General features: G+C 66.8%; 17 protein-coding genes. 1 reads left to right on the forward strand and 16 read right to left on the reverse strand.

The genetic code is table 11. From position 1 onward, the window contains the following. Positions 1–9: 9 nt before the first annotated feature. The 6 genes from QTI24_RS17025 to QTI24_RS17050 form a co-directional block, all read right to left on the reverse strand. Positions 10–2,988 (reverse strand): formate dehydrogenase subunit alpha, encoded by a 2,979-nt coding sequence (locus QTI24_RS17025; protein ID WP_286601992.1) that lies wholly within the window; start codon positions 2,986–2,988, stop codon positions 10–12. Between the two features lie 19 nt (positions 2,989–3,007). Continuing rightward, positions 3,008–3,232, reverse strand: a complete 225-nt coding sequence (locus QTI24_RS17030; protein ID WP_286601994.1) for a formate dehydrogenase — start codon at positions 3,230–3,232, stop codon at positions 3,008–3,010. 105 nt (positions 3,233–3,337) lie between these two features. Then, positions 3,338–3,955 (reverse strand): TorD/DmsD family molecular chaperone, encoded by a 618-nt coding sequence (locus QTI24_RS17035; RefSeq protein WP_286602326.1) that lies wholly within the window; start codon positions 3,953–3,955, stop codon positions 3,338–3,340. Beyond that, on the reverse strand, positions 3,952–6,030 hold the full coding sequence (locus QTI24_RS17040; protein ID WP_286602327.1) for a 4Fe-4S binding protein: 2,079 nt from the start codon (positions 6,028–6,030) through the stop codon (positions 3,952–3,954). The genes QTI24_RS17035 and QTI24_RS17040 overlap by 4 nt, the downstream gene beginning before the upstream one ends. Next, positions 5,990–6,667, reverse strand: a complete 678-nt coding sequence (locus QTI24_RS17045) for a DUF3306 domain-containing protein (RefSeq protein ID WP_353506095.1) — start codon at positions 6,665–6,667, stop codon at positions 5,990–5,992. Before QTI24_RS17045 ends, QTI24_RS17040 begins: the two co-directional genes overlap by 41 nt. After that, a complete protein-coding gene (locus QTI24_RS17050) occupies positions 6,612–7,199 on the reverse strand; it encodes a DUF3305 domain-containing protein (RefSeq protein ID WP_286601996.1) in 588 nt (195 codons plus the stop codon). Before QTI24_RS17050 ends, QTI24_RS17045 begins: the two co-directional genes overlap by 56 nt. Before the next feature lie 189 nt (positions 7,200–7,388). On the opposite strand from QTI24_RS17050, the gene QTI24_RS17055 reads away from it, so the two are divergent. After that, positions 7,389–7,922 carry a hypothetical protein gene (locus QTI24_RS17055; protein ID WP_286601997.1) on the forward strand — a complete coding sequence of 178 codons (534 nt, stop codon included), beginning with the start codon at positions 7,389–7,391 and terminating at the stop codon, positions 7,920–7,922. 3 nt (positions 7,923–7,925) lie between these two features. Here QTI24_RS17055 and QTI24_RS17060 read toward each other — a convergent pair whose 3' ends face one another. The 10 genes from QTI24_RS17060 to QTI24_RS17105 form a co-directional block, all read right to left on the reverse strand. Beyond that, positions 7,926–8,357: an FHA domain-containing protein gene (locus tag QTI24_RS17060; RefSeq protein ID WP_286601999.1), complete on the reverse strand. Its 432-nt coding sequence runs from the start codon at positions 8,355–8,357 to the stop codon at positions 7,926–7,928. Between the two features lie 151 nt (positions 8,358–8,508). After that, positions 8,509–9,708, reverse strand: coding sequence for a lactonase family protein (locus QTI24_RS17065; RefSeq protein WP_286602000.1), 1,200 nt, complete (start codon positions 9,706–9,708; stop codon positions 8,509–8,511). Between the two features lie 105 nt (positions 9,709–9,813). Continuing rightward, positions 9,814–10,716 (reverse strand): LysR family transcriptional regulator, encoded by a 903-nt coding sequence (locus QTI24_RS17070; RefSeq protein ID WP_286602001.1) that lies wholly within the window; start codon positions 10,714–10,716, stop codon positions 9,814–9,816. Next, positions 10,698–13,622, reverse strand: coding sequence for a formate dehydrogenase subunit alpha (gene fdhF, locus QTI24_RS17075; RefSeq protein WP_286602003.1), 2,925 nt, complete (start codon positions 13,620–13,622; stop codon positions 10,698–10,700). The genes QTI24_RS17070 and fdhF overlap by 19 nt, the downstream gene beginning before the upstream one ends. Beyond that, positions 13,619–15,445, reverse strand: coding sequence for an NADH-ubiquinone oxidoreductase-F iron-sulfur binding region domain-containing protein (locus QTI24_RS17080; protein ID WP_286602004.1), 1,827 nt, complete (start codon positions 15,443–15,445; stop codon positions 13,619–13,621). The genes fdhF and QTI24_RS17080 overlap by 4 nt, the downstream gene beginning before the upstream one ends. Positions 15,446–15,590: 145 nt before the next feature. After that, positions 15,591–16,535, reverse strand: a complete 945-nt coding sequence (locus QTI24_RS17085; protein ID WP_286602005.1) for a LysR family transcriptional regulator — start codon at positions 16,533–16,535, stop codon at positions 15,591–15,593. A 16-nt stretch (positions 16,536–16,551) separates the two neighbouring features. Next, positions 16,552–17,643: an iron-sulfur cluster carrier protein ApbC gene (gene apbC, locus QTI24_RS17090; RefSeq protein WP_286602007.1), complete on the reverse strand. Its 1,092-nt coding sequence runs from the start codon at positions 17,641–17,643 to the stop codon at positions 16,552–16,554. Between the two features lie 97 nt (positions 17,644–17,740). Next, entirely contained in the window at positions 17,741–19,339 is a 1,599-nt protein-coding gene (locus tag QTI24_RS17095) for a rhodanese-related sulfurtransferase (protein ID WP_286602009.1), read from the reverse strand. Then, positions 19,336–19,908 carry a cysteine dioxygenase family protein gene (locus QTI24_RS17100; protein ID WP_286602010.1) on the reverse strand — a complete coding sequence of 191 codons (573 nt, stop codon included), beginning with the start codon at positions 19,906–19,908 and terminating at the stop codon, positions 19,336–19,338. Before QTI24_RS17100 ends, QTI24_RS17095 begins: the two co-directional genes overlap by 4 nt. Further along, entirely contained in the window at positions 19,905–21,104 is a 1,200-nt protein-coding gene (locus QTI24_RS17105) for an acyl-CoA dehydrogenase family protein (RefSeq protein ID WP_286602012.1), read from the reverse strand. Before QTI24_RS17105 ends, QTI24_RS17100 begins: the two co-directional genes overlap by 4 nt. Positions 21,105–21,113: the final 9 nt, after the last annotated feature.

Genomic DNA, 21,113 nt, shown 5'->3' on the forward strand with positions numbered 1-21,113 from the left:
CCAGACTCCTTATGCCTTCTCGACGTTGCAGACCGTCGTCTTTGTTTCTTGCATCATGGTGACGCTGTCATAGCCATATGTCGTGCCGGTGTTGATCGCCTCGCCGCGCACGATCGGGTTCGCACCCTTGGGGTAGTACGCCAGCATGTCCGCCCCCTGCCAGTGGCCGGAGAAGTGGAAGGGCATGAATACCGTGTCGGGGCCGACGCGCTCGGTCACCAGAGCCTGCACGTTGAGCCGCGCACCGGTCGGCGTGTGGACCCAGGCGCGCTCGCCGTTGCGGATGCCCTTCTCGGCGGCCACCCGCGGGTTGATTTCGATGAACATCTGCTGCTGCAGCTCCGCGAGCCATGGGTTGGAGCGCGTTTCCTCGCCACCGCCCTCGTACTCGACCAGACGGCCGGAGGTCATGATGTACGGGAACTTTTCCGCGATCTTGTCCGCGATGTTGCGCTGCTGCACGCTCTTGTACAGCGTGGGCAGGCGCCAGAAGGCCATCTTGTCGTCGTGCGTCGGGTACTTCGCCGCCAGGTCCGGCCGCGTGCCATAGAGCGGCTCGCGGTGCTGCGGAATCGCGTCGGGGAAGTTCCACACCAATGCACGCGCCTTGGCGTTGCCGAAAGGATGGCAACCGTGGTTCTTCATGAACACGCGGATCATGCCGCCCGAGCTGTCGGTCTTCCAGTTCTTGCCTTCGGCCTTGGGCTTCTCGGCCTCGGTAAGTTCGTCCCACCAGCCGAGCTTCTTGAGCAGCAGGTGGTCGAGTTCCGGGTAGCCGGTCGTGATGGCAGCGCCGAGCGAATGCGATCCGTCCTCGGCCAGCAGGTTCTTGCCGTTGCGCTCCACGCCGAAATTCGCGCGGAAGTTGCCGCCGCCGTCCATGACGTGTTTCGACGTGTCGTACAGGTTCGGCGAACCCGGATGCTTTAGCTCCGGCGTGCCGTAGCAGGGCCACGGCAGTCCGAAGTAGTCGCCCGTGATGTCGTAGCCATTGACCTTGTCCTTGATCGATCCCTTGGCCTTGAGCGTGCGCACGTCGAACGCCGCCATGTTGCGCATATGCGCCTGCAGGCGTTCGGGACTCTGGCCGGTGTAGCCGATGGCCCAGCAGCTCTTGTTGATCTCGCGCAGGATGTCCTCGGGCACGGGCTCGTCCATGCCCTTGACCTTCTGCATCTTGTAGTTCTTGCTCAGTTCCTTGCCGAAGCCGAGGCGATCGGCGAACTGCTGCATGATCATGTGGTCGCTGCGGCTTTCCCACAGCGGCTCGATGACCTTCTCGCGCCACTGGAGCGAGCGGTTCGAGGCAGTGACGGAGCCGCTGGTCTCGAACTGCGTGCAGGCCGGCAGAAGGTAGACCGCGCGGTTGGGGTTCTGGTCCTCGGGCCTGCCGGGCATCGCGGCCATGGCCGCAGTCGCCGACGGGTACGGGTCGACGACCACCAGCAGGTCGAGCTTGTCCATCGCCCGCTTCATCTCGAGACCACGGGTCTGCGAGTTCGGTGCATGACCCCAATAGAACACGCCGCGCAGGTTCGAGTCCTGGTCGATCAGTTCGTTCTTCTCGAGCACGCCGTCGATCCAGCGCGACACGGTGATGCCGGGCTTGCTCATCATCGCGGGCGAGGCGTAGCGACTCTTGATCCACTCGAAGTCCACACCCCAGGCCGCAGCGAAGTGCTTCCACGATCCTTCGACCAGCCCGTAGTAGCCGGGCAGCGAGTCGGGGTTCGGGCCCACGTCGGTGGCGCCCTGCACGTTGTCGTGGCCGCGGAAGATGTTGGTGCCGCCGCCCGACCTGCCGACGTTGCCCAGCGCGAGTTGCAGGATGCACGAGGCGCGCACGATGGCGTTGCCGATCGTGTGCTGCGTCTGGCCCATGCACCAGACGATGGTGCCGGGTCGGTTCTCGTTGAGCCAGGTCGCGACCTTGAGGACCTGCGCCTCATTCACGCCGCAAGCTTCCTCGACCTTGTCTGGCGTCCACTTCGCCATCACGTCGGCGCGCACTTCGTCCATGCCGAAGACGCGGTCGTTGATGTACTTCTTGTCTTCCCAGCCGTTCTTGAAGATGTGGTACAGCACGCCGAAGAGGAAGGGAATGTCCGATCCCGAGCGGATGCGCACGTACTCGTCGGCCTTGGCCGCCGTGCGCGTGAAGCGCGGATCGACCACGATCATCTTGCAGCCGTTTTCCTTGGCATGCAGCATGTGCAGCATGCTCACCGGATGGGCCTCGGCCGCGTTCGAGCCGATGTACAGCGCGACCTTCGCACTGCGCATGTCGTTGTACGAATTGGTCATGGCGCCGTAGCCCCATGTATTCGCCACGCCTGCGACGGTGGTCGAGTGACAGATGCGTGCCTGGTGGTCGCAGTTGTTGCTGCCGAAGAAGCTCACGAACTTGCGCATCAGGTAGGACTGCTCGTTGCTGTGCTTGCTGGAGCCGATCCAGTAGACCGAGTCGGGCCCGCTGGCCTTCGAAAGCTCCTTGAGCTTGGCCGTGATCTCGTCGAGCGCGGTGTCCCAGCTGATGCGCTCGTACTTGCCGTTGACCAGCTTCATCGGATAGCGCAGGCGGTATTCGCCGTGGCCGTGTTCGCGCAGCGCCGCGCCCTTGGCGCAGTGCGCGCCAAGGTTGATCGGCGAATCGAACACCGGCTCCTGCCGGACCCACACGCCGTTCTCGACGATGGCATCCGATGCGCAGCCGACGGAGCAGTGCGAGCAGATGGTGCGCCGGACCTCGACCTTGCCGGCGCCGACGGCGGTCGGCCGGCCTTCGGCGGCGTTGGACTTGCGGATCAGCGTGAGTTGGCCGGCCGCGAGGCCGACGCCGACACCCAGGCCGGAGCGGCGCAGGAAGGAGCGCCGGTCCATGGTCGGCAGTGCGTTGGAAAGGCCGCGCCGCAGGCTGTGGACAAAGGGCGACGTGGAGGGAGAAGCGCCGTCACGCGTGGCGCCAGACGCTTTCTTGGTCAGTAGCATCGTGTATTGCCTCGTTTTTTCAAGCCGACGTGGTCTTGTAGTAGCGCTTGACGTGTTCGCTCAGCGAGTAGCCGCCGCCCTTCTCGGGCGGAGGCTTGAGTTCGGGTGCTGCCGGGGCGGCTGGCGCCTCGACGACCTTGGGCAGCACCGTGACGGCTGCTGCGGCGGCGCCGACCGTGGCGGCGCCGATGAAGAATCCCCGGCGGGATGCCGGCTGAGGGCCGGCGGAATGGCTGTCCTGCATGACTGCTCCAGGAGTGGCTTAGGCTGAACGAGATATGAAACCAGTTACATACGTTTGGATACTAGTCGAGACCCTAACAAGTGCTATCCCGAATACCCCTCGATATCAGTCCAGCATGTCGAAGCCTTGGCTCTCGACCTCCGCGAAAGCGCGGGTAAACCCTGCCAGCGCGGCATAGAACCGGGCTCTGGGGTGTTGCGACACGGCGTCGCACAAGGCTGGCAGCCATGACTGGACATGGGTCGAGAAAAAGGCTCGTTGCCGGGTCAGGTTCGCCACCGCCACGTCTTCTCCGGCGATGAGATAGCGCATGACTTCGCAAAGACAGGAAATGTGATCTTCCGTTTCGGGAATCGACACGTCCCGTGCAAGACCGATCTGATCCAGATCGTTGCGCAGATGTGCCAGTGGCTTGTCGTTGAGGAAGCCGCTCAGATAGTGCGAGCCAAAAAGATAGACCTCCGGCTTGCCGATGCCGCCGAAAAGCGTGTCGTATTCGTCGCGCGCCGCGGCCGCATCGATGCCGCGCGCGGCGCCGACAAGCTGCCGCCAGGGCTCTTCCAAAAATGCGCCGGCGGCGGGCGCTTCGGTCGGCGCGACTTGGAAGGCCTCGAGCAACTCCGCGTCGGGCGCGGCGTACCAGAGGCGCGCCAGCAATCCATAGAGTTCGGCGCGTGCGATCTCTTCGTCAAGGGCCGAGGTAACCGGGAAACTCTCGCTCATAGCTGTGTGATCTTCATTTCGTTCTGCGCGCTGTACAGGTCGATGACCCGGCAATCGCTGCACATCTTCAAACGCTCCAGCGCCTCGCCCTGGAACATGGCGTGACCGGCCAGCTTGCCGAGCATGGCCTCGATCGCCTTCTGGGTGCCGAAGGGCTTCGAGCAACGGACGCAGGACCAGGGCTTGGCCTCGTTCAGCACGACCGGTTGCTTGCGCTCCGGCGATACCAGCAGGCGCGGCACCAGCGAGATCGCGTTTTCGGGACAGGTGGTTTCGCACAGCCCGCACTGCACGCAATTCTTTTCGACGAAGCGAAGCTGCGGCGCGTTCTGGTTGTCCTGCAGCGCGCTCGCGGGGCAGGCGCTGACGCAGGCGAGGCACAGGGTGCACTTGTCCTTGTCCACCGCGATGGCGCCGAAGGGCGAGCCTTGCGGCAAGGGGATCGCGACCCGCTCGGCAGCGGGTGTGTTCAGCGTCGGCGATTCGTCCACCAGGTGATCGAGCGCGAGTTCGAGCGTGCTGCGCTTCTCGGCGCCGACGGCATAGCGGGCTGCCTTCGCGGGCACCTGCTGCCGGGTGCCGCGCAGCGCGGCGAGTGCACTGTCGAGCGTCGCCACTGAATCGGCTTCGATGAGTTTGAAATGCGTGCCCGTGTAGCCGAGTCCGAGCAGCAGCGTCTGCGCGATCTCCATCTGCTCCTTGAGCGCGGCGACGTACTGCGGCGCTTCATCCCCCGTGCTCAACACGACCACCTGCGAAGCGCCGAACGCCACGGCGCTGAGCCACAGGTCGATGCCAGCGCTCGCGGCGTGGAAGAGGCCGACGGGAATCACGTTCGCCGGCACGCCCTGCGCCTTGCCGAGTTGGGCCTGGCGCCCGAGCTGCTCCACCAGCGCCTGCCCGGCTTCCTGGCTATGCAGGAGCAGTGCGGCATCGCGACCGCCGACGCCCGCGTAGGTGGACAGCAACGTGCGCAGCTTGAGGCCCTGGTCGGGCGCGCGCGGATAGGTGTAGCCCAGTGCGCCGGTCGGGCACACGGTGGTGCAGGCGCCGCAGCCGACGCAGAGGTTCGGGTTGACGACGATGCGCTGACGTTCCTTGTCGCTCGACACCGCATGGGCGGAGCAGACCTCGATGCAGGCATTGCAGCCGACGACCTCGTTGCGGCTGTGCGCGCAGAGCTTCTGCTTGTAGTCGAAGAACTTCGGCTTCTCGAACTCGCCGACCATCTCGCGCAGGCGCAGCAACGTCTGCAACCCCTCCGCATGCGCCATACCGCCGGGCAGATGGAAGTAGCCCTGCGGCGGCGCGTGCCAGTCGATGACCGGCGTGGCACCGAGGTCGAGCACGAGGTCGAAAGCGCCATCGAGTTGTTCGGGCGCGCGGCCGAAATTGATGGCGCCGGCCACGGTGCAGGCGCGCTCGCAATCGCGGTGCGAAGTGCACCTGGCGTTGTCGATCTGGTAGTCGAGGCCGATGGCCTGCTCGGGGCACGCGGCCACGCAGGCGTTGCAGCGGGTGCAGAGGTCGAGGTCGATCCCGTTGTCGCGGGTCCAGTTCAGCTTGAATGCGCCGAGCCTTCCCGCGAGTGAATCGATCCGCCCCGCGGCCACGGGCCAGCGGCGTTCCTGCGCGCCGCCCAGTTCGCCCGGGCCTTGCGAAAAGATCGTCACGTCGAGGGTATCGGCCACCAGGACCGCGGCCTTCTCCGCCGCGTCCAGCGCGCCGATGATCAACAACCGCCCCTGACTCGCGTAGCTCACCGTCGCGACGGGGTCCGGATCGGGGAGGCTGGCGGCAGCGAGCAGCGCCGCGATCTTCGGCATGGCGCTCTTCGCATCGCGGCTCCAGCCACCGGTCTCTCGGATGTTGACGAAACGGATCGGCGACGTGGCCTCGGGCGTCTGCCCGGCCAGTTCGCCGAACAGGCGCTTCTCCTGCGTACAGGCGACCACCACGTCGTCGCCGGATTGAATGGCACGCTGGAACGAAGCCGCCTCGCGGCGGCACAGCGCGGAATGAAGGGGCAGTGTTTCAGCCAGCGCCGTCCCGAGCGTCTTCGGCTCGAGGGGCATCGTCTTGTTGCAGTCGCAGATCAGCGTGGTGGTCATCAGGTTCTTGGCTGGCAGGTTGCGCATCGGCAACCGGCGGGCTGGGAAGGGGCTCGGGATCGCTCGACTGTGCCACGCCCGGCAAGCCATCATCCCTAGGGGTTTCTTCAGGCGTTGCGGGCTTTTCGGGCTCTTCGTCGAAGAGATTCAGGAATTTCGCGCTCGCCATCTGGCGCAGCACGCTCTCGGGCAGGGGCGACGGCTTGGAATAGTCGTCGATGTAGGTGTCCAGGCCGTCCATCACGTTGAAGTGAGGATCGGCAAACAGCTTCTTGAAAGCGGCGTTCTTGACCTCCGGCGCGACGCCTTTTGCCACGAAAGGCTTGAAATCCGAGTCGATGGTCAATGCCTCTGCATCGTCCAGGGTGAGTGGCGGCGGCTCGGGCGGGAGATCGGCCGAAGGCGCCGATACCTGCACCGCCTGGACGGACACGGGCGTCGCGGCCGCCGGTGAAGCATCGGGTCCGGATTCCGGCTTCGGATCCTCTGGCACCTCCCCGGCACGCACCTGCTGCTTGCGCCGCGACCAGCGGTCGAAGAACCCTTCAGACATCGCCCGCTCCCCGGCCACGCTTCTTCTCGGTCGACACGCTGGCCGCATTGCCGAATCGGTCCACGAGCGGCCGGAAACTTTCGGGCCGCTTGCGCCGTTTGGGTTCGACCAGGTAGTGCTCCTGCACGAAGGCACGGAGCCAATCGACGACCTCCTGGGGCGCCGGCACCTGCTCGACGGTTTCCTGCGCATCGAGCCAGCGCCCGGCTTCGTAATAGCTGAGGGTCACGACCACCGGCCGCGGGATCGGTTCGGGCGCGAGGGTCGCTTCCTCCTCCATGCGCCAGAGCACGAACCAGCACGGCGCCGGGGCAGTGGCATTGAGGTGGTAGCCCTCGGCCTCGTCGCGGAAGAGTTCGACCTTGAAGCCGGGATGCAGCCAGCGCTGCTCCCCGTCGTGGTCTTCCAGGAGGCGCGGCTGCTCGCCGAAGCCGGGTTTATCCGGCAGCACGGCGTCAAGCGTCCAGCGCCACGGTTGCCAGTGGCTCGACGGGCCGTGCAGCCGATCGCGCCGCATCACGACCGCGACGTCGAGTGCCGCCGGCCGGGTGCTTGCGACGGGGGTTTCGGGAATCTCCATAGTCCGGACGATAGCCGATGCGAAAACGTCGCCCGCCGGCGCGGGATTGGGCTCAAAGGGTTTCTAAATGTTAATTGAAGTATTACTTTTGTGACAAAAGTCGGCCTCAAAGAGAAACCATAGTTCTCATTTCCGAGGATTCACGTCGTTGTGCGTTTCAATCAAGCCATTCCAACGAAGAGGCCCCGCATGAGCTACTACGAGAACGATGACGGACTTGCCGCCCTCGAGGTGAAGGTGTCCGACCTGCTCATCGCGACGCCGGATTCGTGCGACCCGCTGCTCGAACCGGCGGTCCACCAGGTCCTGAAGCTATTGCGCGACCAGCACGCCATGGAGGCTGCATTTGCCTGCGAAGTCAACGACGGGCAGCGCGTGTCGCACCGCATGCAGACCTCGCACCGCGCCCAGTTCATCGATGAGCAGGCCGAGCCGTTGGAACTGGCTTTTTGCAAACAGGTGTTGAGCGCACGCGTTCCGTCGGGCTGCTACCTCAGCGCGCCCGTGGTGCTTGCCAGCGGGGCGATGTATGGCACCTTTTATTCCTCCAGTTTCAATCCGGATCCAGGCGTCGAGGCGCGAGACCTCAAGAAGCTCGAGATGGCGGCGCAGTTGGCCGCCCGGCTGATCGACGAGCGCCGCCCGCGTGCCGCCGCGGCTGCTTCTGTTCCCGTTGCCGTGCCGGCGGCGCAACGCCAACCGGTCGCCGCCCAGTTCGCCTGAATCTCAACGCACGAAGGTGCGGCTGTCGAGTCCGATCCGGCCGCTCGGGAGTCTTCCCCTTCCGCTGTGCGCTTCCCTTTCCTCGAACTGCAGGAGGGCATCCGGCGCCGTCAACAAGCGCAGGGCTTCGACCGGCGGCAGTGTCCTGCTGCTGAAGAGAAAGCGCAGTTGGCAATCGCCGACAACGATCGCGTCGCCGTTGCGCAAGGTGTGCGCCCGCACCTTTTCATTGTTGACCCAGGTGCCGTTGCGGCTGCCCATGTCGGTCAGCATGAAGCCCTCGCCCGTCCACTGGATGGCGGCGTGATGCCGGCTCACCCGTTCACTGTCGATGCATACCCTGTTGCTGCCTGAGCGCCCGATGGTGGTGAGCGGCCCCGCGATGTTGACCTGCCGGACACTGGCGTGCCGGGCCAGGATGATCAGTCTTGGCATAAATAGCCATTCCTCTCGTTATTGGAATGGCATCGAGCTTAGGACGCGGGTCTCGTTTCGGAAGACGGAAACAGAAGGCTTAATCCATTCTTGTTCATCGCAGGGCCGGTAAGTTTCCGCACACCCGTCGCCTACCTCCCTGCCCGGGCGTTCAGTGGGTGACGCGGCCCCGCATCGACGCCGGATGGCCCGCAAGCCCGAAGGACTTGCCGGTGTTCACCAGCGTGTCGCCATCCACGCGCAGGATGGTGATGTCCTGGTCGATGAAATTGCCGACGTAGAGGTACTTGCCGTCCGCGCTGAATACCGCGCCTTCGGGCAGGCCGCGCACTTCGACTTCGTTGCCGCGCGTCACCTTCTTGCCGTCGATCTTGAGCGCGACCACCGAGCCGTTGCGGTTGTAGAAGTACGCGTTCTTGGCGGCATTGCTGCCACGCAGCAGGACGGCAACCGCGAACTTGCCGGTCGGGCTCACGGCCAGGCCCTCCGGGCCATCGCCGACCACCACCTTGTCGATGACACGCGGCGGCGTGGCCTCCAGGTCGATCACGCTCACGGTGTCGATCTGCCCGTCGGAGGCCCCCGAGTTGCCGTTGTCGGCGGTGAGCGCGAGCTTGCCGTCCGGCGTCACGTCGACGTTGTAGGGCCAAAGGCCCGCGGCGAGATCGACCTTGTTGTAGGTGACCTTCTCGCCGTTGACATCGAGCAGCGCAATCTTGTGGTTAGGGAACTTGGATGCCAGCGCACGCCGGCCGTCGGGCGTGAAGCGCACATGCGAGACCGACTCGCCGATCGCGACGGTATCGATCAGCGTGACCTTCTGGCCCGCGATCCGCAGCACGCTGATCGAGTTGTCGGCGCGGTTTGCGACCAGCGCGAGCGTGCCCGCGGGGTTGATCGACAGCCCCGAGGGTTGCTTGCCCACGGCGACGGTGTCGATGAGCTTCGGCGGCGTGGCCGTGAGGTCGATGACGAACAGGCGGTTGTCGGGCACCTGCTTGCGCACGCCGTTTTCCTCGACCACGTTGACGGAGTTCGCGACCAGCGCCAGCTTCTCGTCGGCCGTGATGGCCAGGTTGGTCGGCGGCCCGGCGATGGTGTTGTCCAGCGGCAGCGTGACCAGCGAGCGCGGCGCGAGCGGGTCGGTGCCGATGTCGATCACCTGCAGGGTGTCGCGGCCCGGCGCGCCGAGGACGACTGCGCCCGCGTCGCTCCAGCTTTGCTTCTCGTCGTTGGCGACCAGCATCAGCTGGCGCGACCCGGCGGGCGTCGTGCTGCAGCCGGACAGGGTTGCCGCTGCGGACAGGGTGGCGAGTGCGAGCGCATGGAAAGCGCTAAGGCGTAGGTGCATGGGTGTCTCCGTTGTTGTTGTGAGCCGGGTGCCGGCTGGGGGCCATCGTAGCGATCAGGTCGGGTGCTGGCGACCCCTTTCGACAAGCGGCTCCGGGGCCCGGGCTCAACTCCCGGTCTTGCCCCGCCCCCTGAAGCGCGATTCCAGGAAATCGAGCAGCGCACGCAGCGCCGCGCTGTTGTGGCGCCGCTGGAGGTATGCGGCCGAAAGCCACATGTCGCTGCGCACGTAGTCCTGCAGCACCGGCACCAGTTCGCCATGGTCGATGTGGGGCTGCACCAGCATCTCCGCCATGTAGATCACGCCGAAGCCCTGCATCGCGACCTGGATCAGCGGCGCGGACTCGGTGGCGTCCATGCGCGTCTTCACCGGCACGTCGAAAGGCTTGCCGTCGACCTCGAAGCGCCACTGCGGATGCAGGCCGAGGCGCGACTGCGTCAGGGCATCGTGATTCGCGAGATCGCTCGGGTGCTCCGGCTTGCCATGCTTCTTCCAGTACACCGGCGACGCGCACACCACCAGACTGCGGCGCGCCAGCTTGCGCACGATCAGGTTCTCGTCCTCGATCGGGCCGAAGTGGAGCGCCAGGTCAATCGCCTCCTCCGCCATGTCGAGCGTCCGGTTGGTCAGGTGCAGGCTGATGCTGACGTCGGGATAGTGGCCCATGAACTCGCCGATCCACTTCGGCAGGTCGCCCTGCCCCGCCCCGAGGGGCGCCGAAATGCGCAGCCGCCCGGTCGGCCGGCTCGCATGCTCCTGCACCTCCGCCTGGGTGAGCTCGAACATCTCCATCATCGGCTTGCTGCGTTCGAGCAGCAGCGAGCCGGCATCGGTGAGGCTCACCGCCCGCGTCGAGCGGTTGAGAAGGCGCACGCCCAGCCGCGTCTCCAGCTCGGCGATGTACTTGCTCACCGTGGCCTTCGACACATCGAGCTTGATGGCGGCACGCGAAAAGCTGCCGTGCGAGGCGACTTCGCGGAAGGTCCTGATCAGGTCAAGGCTGTCCATGTCTGGGGCGCATTGTCCCCTGTCGTCGAGCCCGTCCCGTAGCCGACCTCCGCCGTGGGCGCGCCACCGCGAAGGATGCGCACCGCGCAGTACTTGAACTCCGGGATCTTCCCGAAGGGATCGAGCGCCGCATTGGTCATCAGGTTGGCCGCCGCCTCGTAGTACGCGAAAGGCACGAACACCGCGCCGTTCGGCGTGCCGTCGTCGCGCCGAACATGGATCGCCACCTCGCCGCGTCGCGACTGGATCGTGACCACGTCGCCCGGCTCCAGGCCCATGGCCTGCAGGTCGGCCTGGTTCATCGACGCCGTCGCGATCGGCTCCAGCGCATCGAGCACCGTGGCGCGACGCGTCATGCTGCCGGTGTGCCAGTGCTCCAGTTGCCGGCCAGTGATGAGCACGAACGGATACGCCGCATCGGGCCGCTCATCGGCCGGGATGATGTCGGCTGGCACGAGCTTCACGCGGCCGTCCGCGGTCGGGAAGCTTTCGATGAACACGGTCGGCTGGCCGGGGTCGTCCGCGCTCAGGCAGGGATAGGTCACGCTGGACTCGCGCTCCAGCCGGTCCCACGTGATCCCGCTGATGGCCGCATGCATGGCCTGGCGCATTTCCTCGTAGACCGCGGCGACACCGCATTCCTCGCCCTCGTAGTTCCACGGCAGGCCCATGCGCCGCGCGATCTCCTGGATGATCCAGAGATCGGGCTTCGCATCGCCCGGCGGGTTCAGCGCGCGCTTGCCAAGCTGGACCATGCGGTCCGTGTTGCTCACTGTGCCGGTCTTCTCGGGCCATGCGCTCGCAGGAAGCACCACGTCGGCCAGCCACGCGGTCTCGGTCATGAAGATGTCCTGCACGACCAGGTGCTCCAGGCTCGCCAGCGCATGGCGCGCGTGGTTCAGATCCGGGTCGCTCATCGCCGGGTTCTCGCCCATGATGTACATGCCACGGATCTTGTGCGGATCGTCGTCCGGCGCCAGCGCCTTGTGCATGATCTCGACCACCGTGTAGCCGATCCTGTCATCGAGCGGCACGCCCCAGAACTTCTCGAACCACGCATGCGCACCCGCGTCGTCGACGCGCTGGTAGTTGGGGAACGCGATCGGGATCAGCCCCGCATCGCTCGCGCCCTGCACATTGTTCTGCCCGCGCAGCGGATGCAGGCCGGAGCCGGGCTTGCCGATCTGGCCGGTGACGGTGACCAGTGCGATCAGGCACCGCGCGTTGTCGGTGCCGTGCACGTGCTGGCTGATGCCCATGCCCCACAGCACCATGGCGCCCTTGGCGGTCGCGAAGGCGCGGGCCACCTCGCGCAAGGTCTCCGCCGGGATGCCGCAGATCGGCGCCATCGCCTCGGGGCTGTAGCCCTTGACGTTCTCGCGCAATGCCTCGAAGTTGCTGGCACGTTCACGGATGAAGGCCTCGTTCACCAACCCTTCGTCGATCACCGCATGGATGAGCGCATTGAGCATCGCGACATCGGTGTCGGCCTTGAACTGCAGGGTGCGCCACGCGTGCCTGCTGATGTCGGTGCGCCGCGGGTCGGCGAGCACGATCTTCGCGCCGCGCTTCGCGGCGTTCTTCATCCAGGTGGCGGCCACCGGATGGTTCGCGGTCGGGTTGGAGCCGATGATGAAGATCAGCTCCGCGTGCTCCACGTCGTTGACCTGGTTGCTCACCGCGCCGGAGCCCACGCCTTCGAGCAGCGCCGCGACGCTCGACGCATGGCACAGCCGCGTGCAATGGTCGACGTTGTTGCTGCCGAAGCCGGTGCGCACCAGCTTCTGGAACAGGTAGGCCTCTTCGTTGCTGCCCTTGGCGGAGCCGAAGCCGGCGAGCGCCTTCTTGCCGTGCGCGTCGCGCAGGCTCTTGAGCTTGCCGGCCGTCAACGCGAGCGCCTCTTCCCAGGTCGCTTCACGGAAGGCCCCGCTCCAGTCGCCGGGGCGCGGCGCATCGTCGAAGTGCTTGGGCACGCCGGGCTTTCGGATCAGCGGCTTGGTGAGCCGCTGCGCATGATGCGCGTAGTCGAAGCCGAAGCGGCCTTTCACGCAAAGCCGGCTGTGGTTGGCCGGGCCGTCCCGGCCCTCGACGCTGACGATCTTCTCGTCCTTGACGTTGTAGGTGATCAGGCATCCCACACCGCAGAAGGGGCAGACCGAATCCACCTTGCGATCGACCAGTTGCGAACCGATGTGGCTCTTGGGCATGAGCGCGCCGGTCGGGCAGGCCTGCACGCATTCGCCGCAGGCCACGCAGGTGCTGTCGCCCATCGGATCGTCGAGGTCGAAGACGATCTTCGAGTCCCCGCCGCGCAGGGCGTAGCCGATGACATCGTTGACCTGCTCCTCGCGGCAGGCGCGCACGCAGCGATTGCACTGGATGCAGGCGTCGAGGTTGACCGCCATGGCCGGGTGCGAGACATCGGCAGCGGGCTGCTCGCGGCGCAGGGCCTTGAGCGCGGGGCGAACCTCGATGCCGAGGCGCTCGGCCCAGTCGCTGAGTTCACCGTGCTGGCCAGGCGCGTTGGGATGGGGATGCTCGGCCTCCGCCACCCCCGCATCGTTCCATTTGTATCCTGCATCCGGCATGTCCGACAGCAGCATCTCGACCACCATCTTCTGGCTCTTCACGGCGCGCTCGCTGGTGGCCTGAACTTCCATGCCGGACGTCACGGCGCGGCAGCAGCTCGGCGCCAGCGTCCGCTCGCCTTTAACCTCGACCACGCAGGCGCGGCAGTTACCGTCGGGCCGTAGCCCGTCCTTGTAGCAAAGATGGGGGATGTCGATGCCGTGGCGTTGCGCGGCCTTCAGGATGGTCTCGCCCTCGATGGCCTCGACCCTGCGGCCGTCGAGCTGGAACTCGATCGTCTGCGGCAGCAATTCCGCGAGCGTGGTGGGCGCGTTCATGCAATCTCCTGCGGGAAGTACTTCTGGATGCTGCGGATCGGATTCGGCGCCGCCTGTCCGAGCCCGCAGATGGAGGCATCGCCCATCACCTGCGCGAGATCCTCCAGCGTGGCGTTGTCCCACACGGGTGCCTGCATCAGCGCGGCGGCCTTGGCCGTGCCGACGCGGCAGGGCGTGCACTGGCCGCAGCTCTCGTGCTCGAAGAAACGCATGACATTGAGCGCGGCATCGCGCGCGCGATCGTGCTGGCTCAGAACCATCACGGCGGCGGACCCGATGAAGCAGCCGTGCGGCTGCAGCGTGTCGAAATCCAGTGGGATGTCGTTCATGCTCGCCGGCAGGATGCCGCCCGACGCGCCGCCGGGCAAGTAGGCGTGCAGCGTGTGACCCTCGAGCATGCCGCCGCAGTATTCGTCGATCAGTTCTTGCACCGTGATGCCCGCTGGCGCGAGCTTGACGCCCGGATGCTTCACGCGCCCGCTCACGCTGAAGCTGCGCAGGCCCTTGCGCCCATGGCGACCGAAGCCGCTGAACCATTGCGGGCCCTTCTCGACGATGTCGCGGACCCAGTAGAGCGTCTCGAAGTTGTGCTCCAGTGTCGGCCTCCCGAACAGGCCGACCTGCGCGATGTAGGGCGGGCGCATGCGCGGTTCGCCGCGCTTGCCTTCGATGCTCTCGATCATCGCGGACTCCTCGCCGCAGATGTACGCGCCGGCACCGCGACGCAGTTCGATCTTCGGCAGCTCGCAGGGCGGATTCGCCTTGAGCTTGGCCAGTTCCGCCTGCAGCAGTACGCGGCAGTCGTGGTATTCGTCGCGCAGGTAGATGTAGCAGGCATCGATGCCGACGATCTGCGCGGCGATCAGCAGTCCTTCGAGGAAGCGGTGCGGATCGCGTTCGAGGTACGTGCGGTCCTTGAAGGTGCCGGGCTCGCCCTCGTCGATGTTGACTGCCATGAGCTTGGGCGCGGGCTGGTCGCGCACGATGCGCCACTTGCGGCCTGCCGGAAATCCGGCCCCGCCCAGCCCCCGAAGGCCCGAGTCTTCCATGGCCTTGATGACGGCTTCGGCGTTCTCCTCGCCATTGACCAGCGCCGCCGCGAGCGCGTAACCGCCGCTGGCGCGGTAGGTGGCGTAGTCGGTGAATGCGGGCAAGGCCTCGACGGCATCGGGCGGCGGCGAGATGCTTTGCTCCGCCAACGATGCGGGCACGAAGTTGGTGGTCGCTTGCACGGGCTCCTGCACGCCGGAAGTCGAGGAGGACGCCAACGCCTGCAGCACCTTGCCGGCCGTCGCCAGCGGCACCGCGCGCTGATGCACGGCCACCGCAGGCGCCTGCTCGCAGCGGCCGATGCAGGGCGCCGAGATCACGCGCACATCGCCGTGGCCCTCCGCGCCGAGCAAGGCAGGCAGCCGCGCGAGGAGGTCCTGCGCTCCGGCCAGTTCGCACGCCAGGCCGTCGCACACACGCACCGTCAGTCCCGGAGCCGCCTCGTCGCCGCGCACGACCTCGAAGTGGTGATAGAAGGTCGCGACCTCGTAGACCTCGGCCATCGGAATGTTGGTCAGCGACGCCAGCGCCACGAGATGGTGGTCGTGCAGGCAGCCGTGCGCGTCGTTGAGCCGGTGAAGGTGCTCGATCAGCAGGTCGCGCGGGTAGCCGTCCGGGGGACGCAGGCCGATCAGCGTTCGCACCTGCGCCAATGCGGCCTCCTCGGGCTGCCGCCCCTTGAGCTTGCTCTTGCGACGGATGCGGTCGCGCATCTGGTCGGGCGTGGCGAGGGGAATCGCCTGGATCTTGTCGTGGGTGCCTGGGTGAATCATTTGCCTCGGCCGTGAAATAGGAGTAAGGCCGCACGGGGGCACGGCCTGTCCGACTGTCGGGCGCCCCGGCGCTGTTGGCAAATTGAATCCACACATGAAGTGATTCAATTCGGAAATGACGTGCCGGGCGGCCCGGCACCCAGGCTCAGCCGCGGAGCGAGCCGCTGTGCGCGGCAGCCTCCTGCTGCCAGTCCTGACTCTGGACCAGCGCCAGCGCCGCCTCCAGCGCGCGCGAAGGCCGCACCACCGTCTGGGTCATGAAGCCGATGGGCGTGTGTATCTCCGGCGCCACAAGCGGCAGTGCCTCGAGCTGACCATGGCCGCGAACGGCATCCACCATCGCGCCCGGCAACACGGCACAGACACTGCCCGACACCACGCTGAGGGCCAGGGTCAGCACGGAATTGGTCTCGATGGCGGGCGTCACCGCCGCGCCCGCCGCCTTGAAGGCTTGGTCGACGATGGAGCGGTTGTGCATTTCGGGCGTCAGCAGGCACAGCGGCTGCCGGGCGGCCTCGGCCCAACCGATCGGATCGCCGATGTGCAGGGCCGTCGTACCGGTCCGCGTGGCACGGCGCAGCAGAAAATAGTGCTCGATGCTCTGGGGCCAGGCCGTGAGCTTGACATCACGCAGATGCATGCGCTCGGTGTAGCCCAGGGCCATGTCGAGCGACAGGCTTTCCAGTCCCGCTTCGAGTTCCAGCGAACTCATGGTCAGCACGATGGGCACGATGCCCGGATGGCGCGCCTGCAGCCGCGCCGCAAACCGCGCCAGCAGCGGGATGGCGGTCGGCACGGCGGCCATGCGCAGGCTGCCGCGTGGATGGCCCTCCTCGCTCTTCAGTAACTGATGCAGGACCTCGTTCTCGTGCAGCATGCGATGGGCCGCCGCCAGCACGGCCTCACCCTCGTGCGTGAACCCGGCGTAGGTGCGGCCGCGCTTGACGATGACCACGCCGAACTCCGCCTCCAGGGCGCGCAGTGCATTCGACAGCGCCGGCTGCGTGATGTGACAGGCCTGCGCCGCGCGGCCGAAGTGGCGATGCTCGTCGAGCGCGACGAGGTAACGCATCGAAGCGAGCAGGTTCATGCGGCAGTGCGCTCGCTCAGGTGTTCTTGCTGACCGTGATGGTCGGGAACTTGGCGGAGAAGTCCTTGGCCTTTTCCGAGATGCCCACCGCGACGCGACGCGCGACGGACTTGTAGATGCCCGCCACCTCGCCGTCGGGGTCCGCTACCACGGTCGGCTTGCCGCTGTCGGCCTGCAGGCGGATGTTGATGTCCAGCGGCAGCGCGCCGAGATAGTCCATGTTGTACTGCTCGGCCATCTTCTTGCCGCCCTCGGCGCCGAAGATGTGCTCGACGTGGCCGCAGTTCGAGCACACGTGCACCGCCATGTTCTCGACGATGCCGAGGATCGGCACGCCGACCTTCTCGAACATCTTGATGCCCTTCCTGGCATCGAGCAGCGCGATGTCCTGCGGCGTGGTGACGATCACCGCGCCCGTCATCGGCACGCGCTGCGACAGCGTGAGCTGGATGTCGCCGGTGCCGGGCGGCATGTCGACGATGAGGTAGTCGAGATCCTTCCAGTTGGTCTGGCGCAGCAACTGCTCCAGCGCCTGCGTGGCCATCGGGCCGCGCCAGATCATGGCTTCGTCCTGGTCGACCAGGAAGCCGATCGACATGACCTGCACGCCGTGGTTCTCCAGCGGCTCCATGGTCTTGCCGTCCTCGCTCTCGGGCCGGCGGTCGATGCCCAGCATCATGGGCTGGCTCGGGCCGTAGATGTCGGCATCGAGCAGACCCACGCTGGCGCCTTCGGCCGCGAGCGCGAGCGCCAGGTTGGCCGCCGTCGTGCTCTTGCCGACGCCGCCCTTGCCCGAAGCGACGGCGATGATGTTCTTCACGTTGGGCATCAGCTGCACGCCGCGCTGCACGGCGTGGCTGATGACCTTGGTCGCGATGTTGACCGACACGTTCTCCACGCCCGCCACCGTCTTGGCCGCAGCCACCAGCGCCTTGCGCAGGGCGGGCATCTGGCTCTTGGCCGGATAGCCCAGCTCGATGTCGAAGGACACCTCGCCTTCGTGGATTTGAACGTTCTTCAGCGCCTTGGTGCTGACGAAATCCTTGCCGGTATTGGGGTCGAGGACCGACTTGAGCGCCTGCGCGAGCGCCTCTTGCGTAACTGCCATTTGGAAACTCCTGAATGGCGGCTAGTCTAGTGCGGCGCCGGAGTGCGGCCCGACGGGCGCCCACTTGACCCTGAAGCAGGGCGAAACCCGATTGCGCCTAGATCACTTTGAAGTGATGCGTGCCGTCTGCAGCGAGCTGAGCGACGAGCCCGAATTCCCAGTCCAGGTAGGCTTGCATCGCCTCCGCTGGCGCGTCCGTGCCTTCGTACGGGCGGCGGTAGCGGTCGGTCGCCGGTGTTGCGAGGCGGCGCCATCCGGTTTCCGTCGGCAGGCCGGCGGCGAACCATGCGGCATTGCCGCCCTCCAGTACGACCACCTCGGCATCGCGGCCGCGTGCAGCGAGCAAGGCGCGCAGATCGGCAGCCGCAAAGCGCGCGAGCAGACTGCTGCCGCAGGTCAGCACGTAGCGGCGCGCGGCGGGGATCACGTCCAGTGCCTGCCCCAGTTGCGCACGGATCGCGAACCAGGCGCCCGGAATGTGACGCTTCGCGTGAGTGGCGCTGGTCGTGACGTCGATCACGGCAATGTCTTCCGACGCGTCCAACGCATGGGCCAGTCTGGCCGGCGTGATCCCGCTCACCGACGGCGCAGCCGCATGATCGGCCGGCGCCGCACCCAGCGCACTGCGCGCCGTTGCAGGCTGCGCCTCCACGACGTACACCTCCCATCCCATCTGCGCCAGCCACGACGCCGTCATCGGGGCGCGAACGCCATCGTCATCGGCGAGCACGATGCGTGCGCCGCGCACCGGCACGTGGTGATCGGTTTCCTGCACCAGCTGGCCACCGGGCGCGCTGGCGAAGCCCGGCAGGTGGCCGGCCTCGTACTCTTCGGGCGTACGGACGTCGAAGCGGTGGACCGTCCGGCCCGCCGCCTCGAGCGTCGCAAGCGCATCGGGCCCGATCCAGCGCACGCCTGCCCGCCGCGCCACGTCCTGTGCATTCGCCTGCGCGGCGGCGCGATTCGCTTCGCCCGGCGCAGGCGCACGCCGCGAGGCGCCGTGATCCAGCACCTGCCCGGCCAGCTTCCAGCCGATGGTCCCGTTGCGCAGCGCAGCGACCGGATTGGGAATGCCCGCATTCACCAGCGACTGCGTACCGATGATGCTGCGCGTGCGGCCGGCGCAATTGACGATGACCCGCGTGGCCGGATCGGGCGCCAGCTCGCGCACACGCAGCACCAGTTCGGCGCCGGGCACGCTGGTCGCGGTGGGAATGCTCATGGTCTGGAACTCGTCGAAGCGCCTCGCGTCGAGCACCACGACATCGGCACGCGCATCGATCAATGCCTTGACCTCCTGCGCCGAGAGCGAAGGCGTGCGGCGCTCATGCTCCACCCACTCGCCGAAAGACTTGCTCGGCACGTTGACGTCGCGGAACAATTCGCCCCCGGCATCGCGCCAGCCCTCGAGCCCGCCCTGGAGCAGGTTCACGCGCGTGTAGCCGAGCGCCGCGAGGCGCTCGGCCGCGAGCGGTGCGAGATCGACATCTTCATGCGAGCCATAGAGCACGATCAACGTGTCGCGGCGCGGAATGCGGCGCCATGCGTCGAGTTCGATCCGCGACAGCGGCAGGTTGGCAGCCCACAGCGGATGGGCCTGTGCATACGGGTCTTCCTCGCGCACGTCGAGCAAGGCGATCTCGTCACGTGCCACGAGATGCGCACGCACTGAGGTGAAGGAGATGAGAGCAGTCATTTCGATGAAGTGGACAAGCTTGGGGGCGATCCCGAGTATCCGGAGATGAAAGGCTTCCGCCCTCCGTCCGGCGGGTAAGTATGGCGTCGCACCTTGCCGATGTCGGCGCCATAGACGTGGATGCTGATCGACACACGATCGTCGTAAGCGTTGGTGACGCGATGCACGTCGCCAATGGTCGGCGACACGGCCTCGACGTCCCCCGGCTCGAGCCGCACCGGCGAACCCTCGGCCATCAGCAGGCGATCGCGCTCGCGGTAGCGCTGGCTCAGCTCGGCGCCGCGCAGCATGCCGATCAGGCCCCACACCGTGTGGTCATGCACCGGCGTGGCCTGTCCGGGCCCCCAGACAAAGCTCACCACCGAAAAGCGCTCGGCCGCATCGAGATGCAGAAGGTATTGCTGATAGCGCTCGGGATGCGGCTTCGCGAAGGCATCAGGCAGCCAGTCGTCGCGCGCGACCAGGCCTCGCAGCAATGCACCGCCCTCCTCCACGATGCGCGGCTCACCGGGATGGGTGTCGATCAACCGGCCGAAAGCGATGGCGAAATCGCGCAGTCGCGCACTCATCGGGACAGCGCGGCCTTGCCGGCCGTCACCAGGATCGCGTCGTTCTGCGGCGTGTGGATGCGGCTGCAGAGCACATCGCGGTAGTGGCGCTCCAGCGGGTTCTGCCGCGTGAGGCCGTGGTTGCCGCTGAGTTGCAGCGCCAGCTCGACCGCGCGGATCGCATGCGTCGTGACGGTGTACTTCAGCAAGCCGCTCTCCGTGGCGGAGGGCGCGCGGCCCGCATCGACTTCGGCGCTCGCACGGTCCAGCAACACGCGGCTGGCGTTCAGCAAGGCCTCGATCTCGCCGACGGTCTCCTGCACGCGCGGCAGGCTGGCCAGCGGCGCGCCGAGCCCGCTCGGGGCCCGCCCGTTGAGAAAGCCGACGAGCCAGTCGCGCCCCGCACGCGCCACGGCGTCGTAGAGCGTGCCCAGCAGCACCACCATCCAGGCCTGCTGCATGGCGTGGGCGTCGATGTCGGTCTGGCTGCCCGCATCGGGTGCCCATTCGGCCGGCGCGCGCAAATCGACCGCATGGTCGAGCGGGATCGCGACGTCCTCGAAGATCACCTCATGGCTGCCCGAGGCGCGAAGTCCCAGGTGATCCCAACTCGCGACGACGCGAACGCCGGGCGCATCGCGCGGCACCAGGAAGACGCCGACGCGCGGCGACTCCTCGTCCGTGCGGCCCCAGACCGACAGCCAGCGCAGGCCCTCGATGCCGGTGGTGTACAGCTTGTGGCCGCCGAGCTTCCACTGATCGCCCTCGATGCGTGCAGTCGTGGCGGGCAGGCCGCCCCGCGCCGGCGAGCCCAGCGCCGGTTCCACGCGCAATGCGTTGACCAATGCCCCGTCGCGCACGGCATCTCGCAGCACGCGTTCGCGCAGATGCGGCGGCCAACGACTGTCGGTACGCCCGATCGCGAGGTGCTGCAGCCAGGTCATCGTGAGGATCAGCGCGGTCGCGGGCTCGCCGTAAGCGACCGCCGCCAGCACGCGGCGCGCGGTTTCAAGCGAGGCGCCACCGCCGCCATGCACTTTGGGCGCAACCAGGCTGACGAACCCGTTGGCATGCAGCGCGGCGAAGTTCTCGCGCGGGAAGGCGCCACTGCGATCGTGGTCGGCCGCGGTCTCGGCAAAGAGGGAGGACAACTGCGCGAGGAGCGCGTCGTCCGATTCGGGTGCGGCCGGCGGGCGACGCAGGGCTTGTGAACTCATGGGCCCGGA

This window comes from Variovorax sp. J22P240, from assembly GCF_030316855.1.
GTDB lineage: Bacteria > Pseudomonadota > Gammaproteobacteria > Burkholderiales > Burkholderiaceae_C > Variovorax.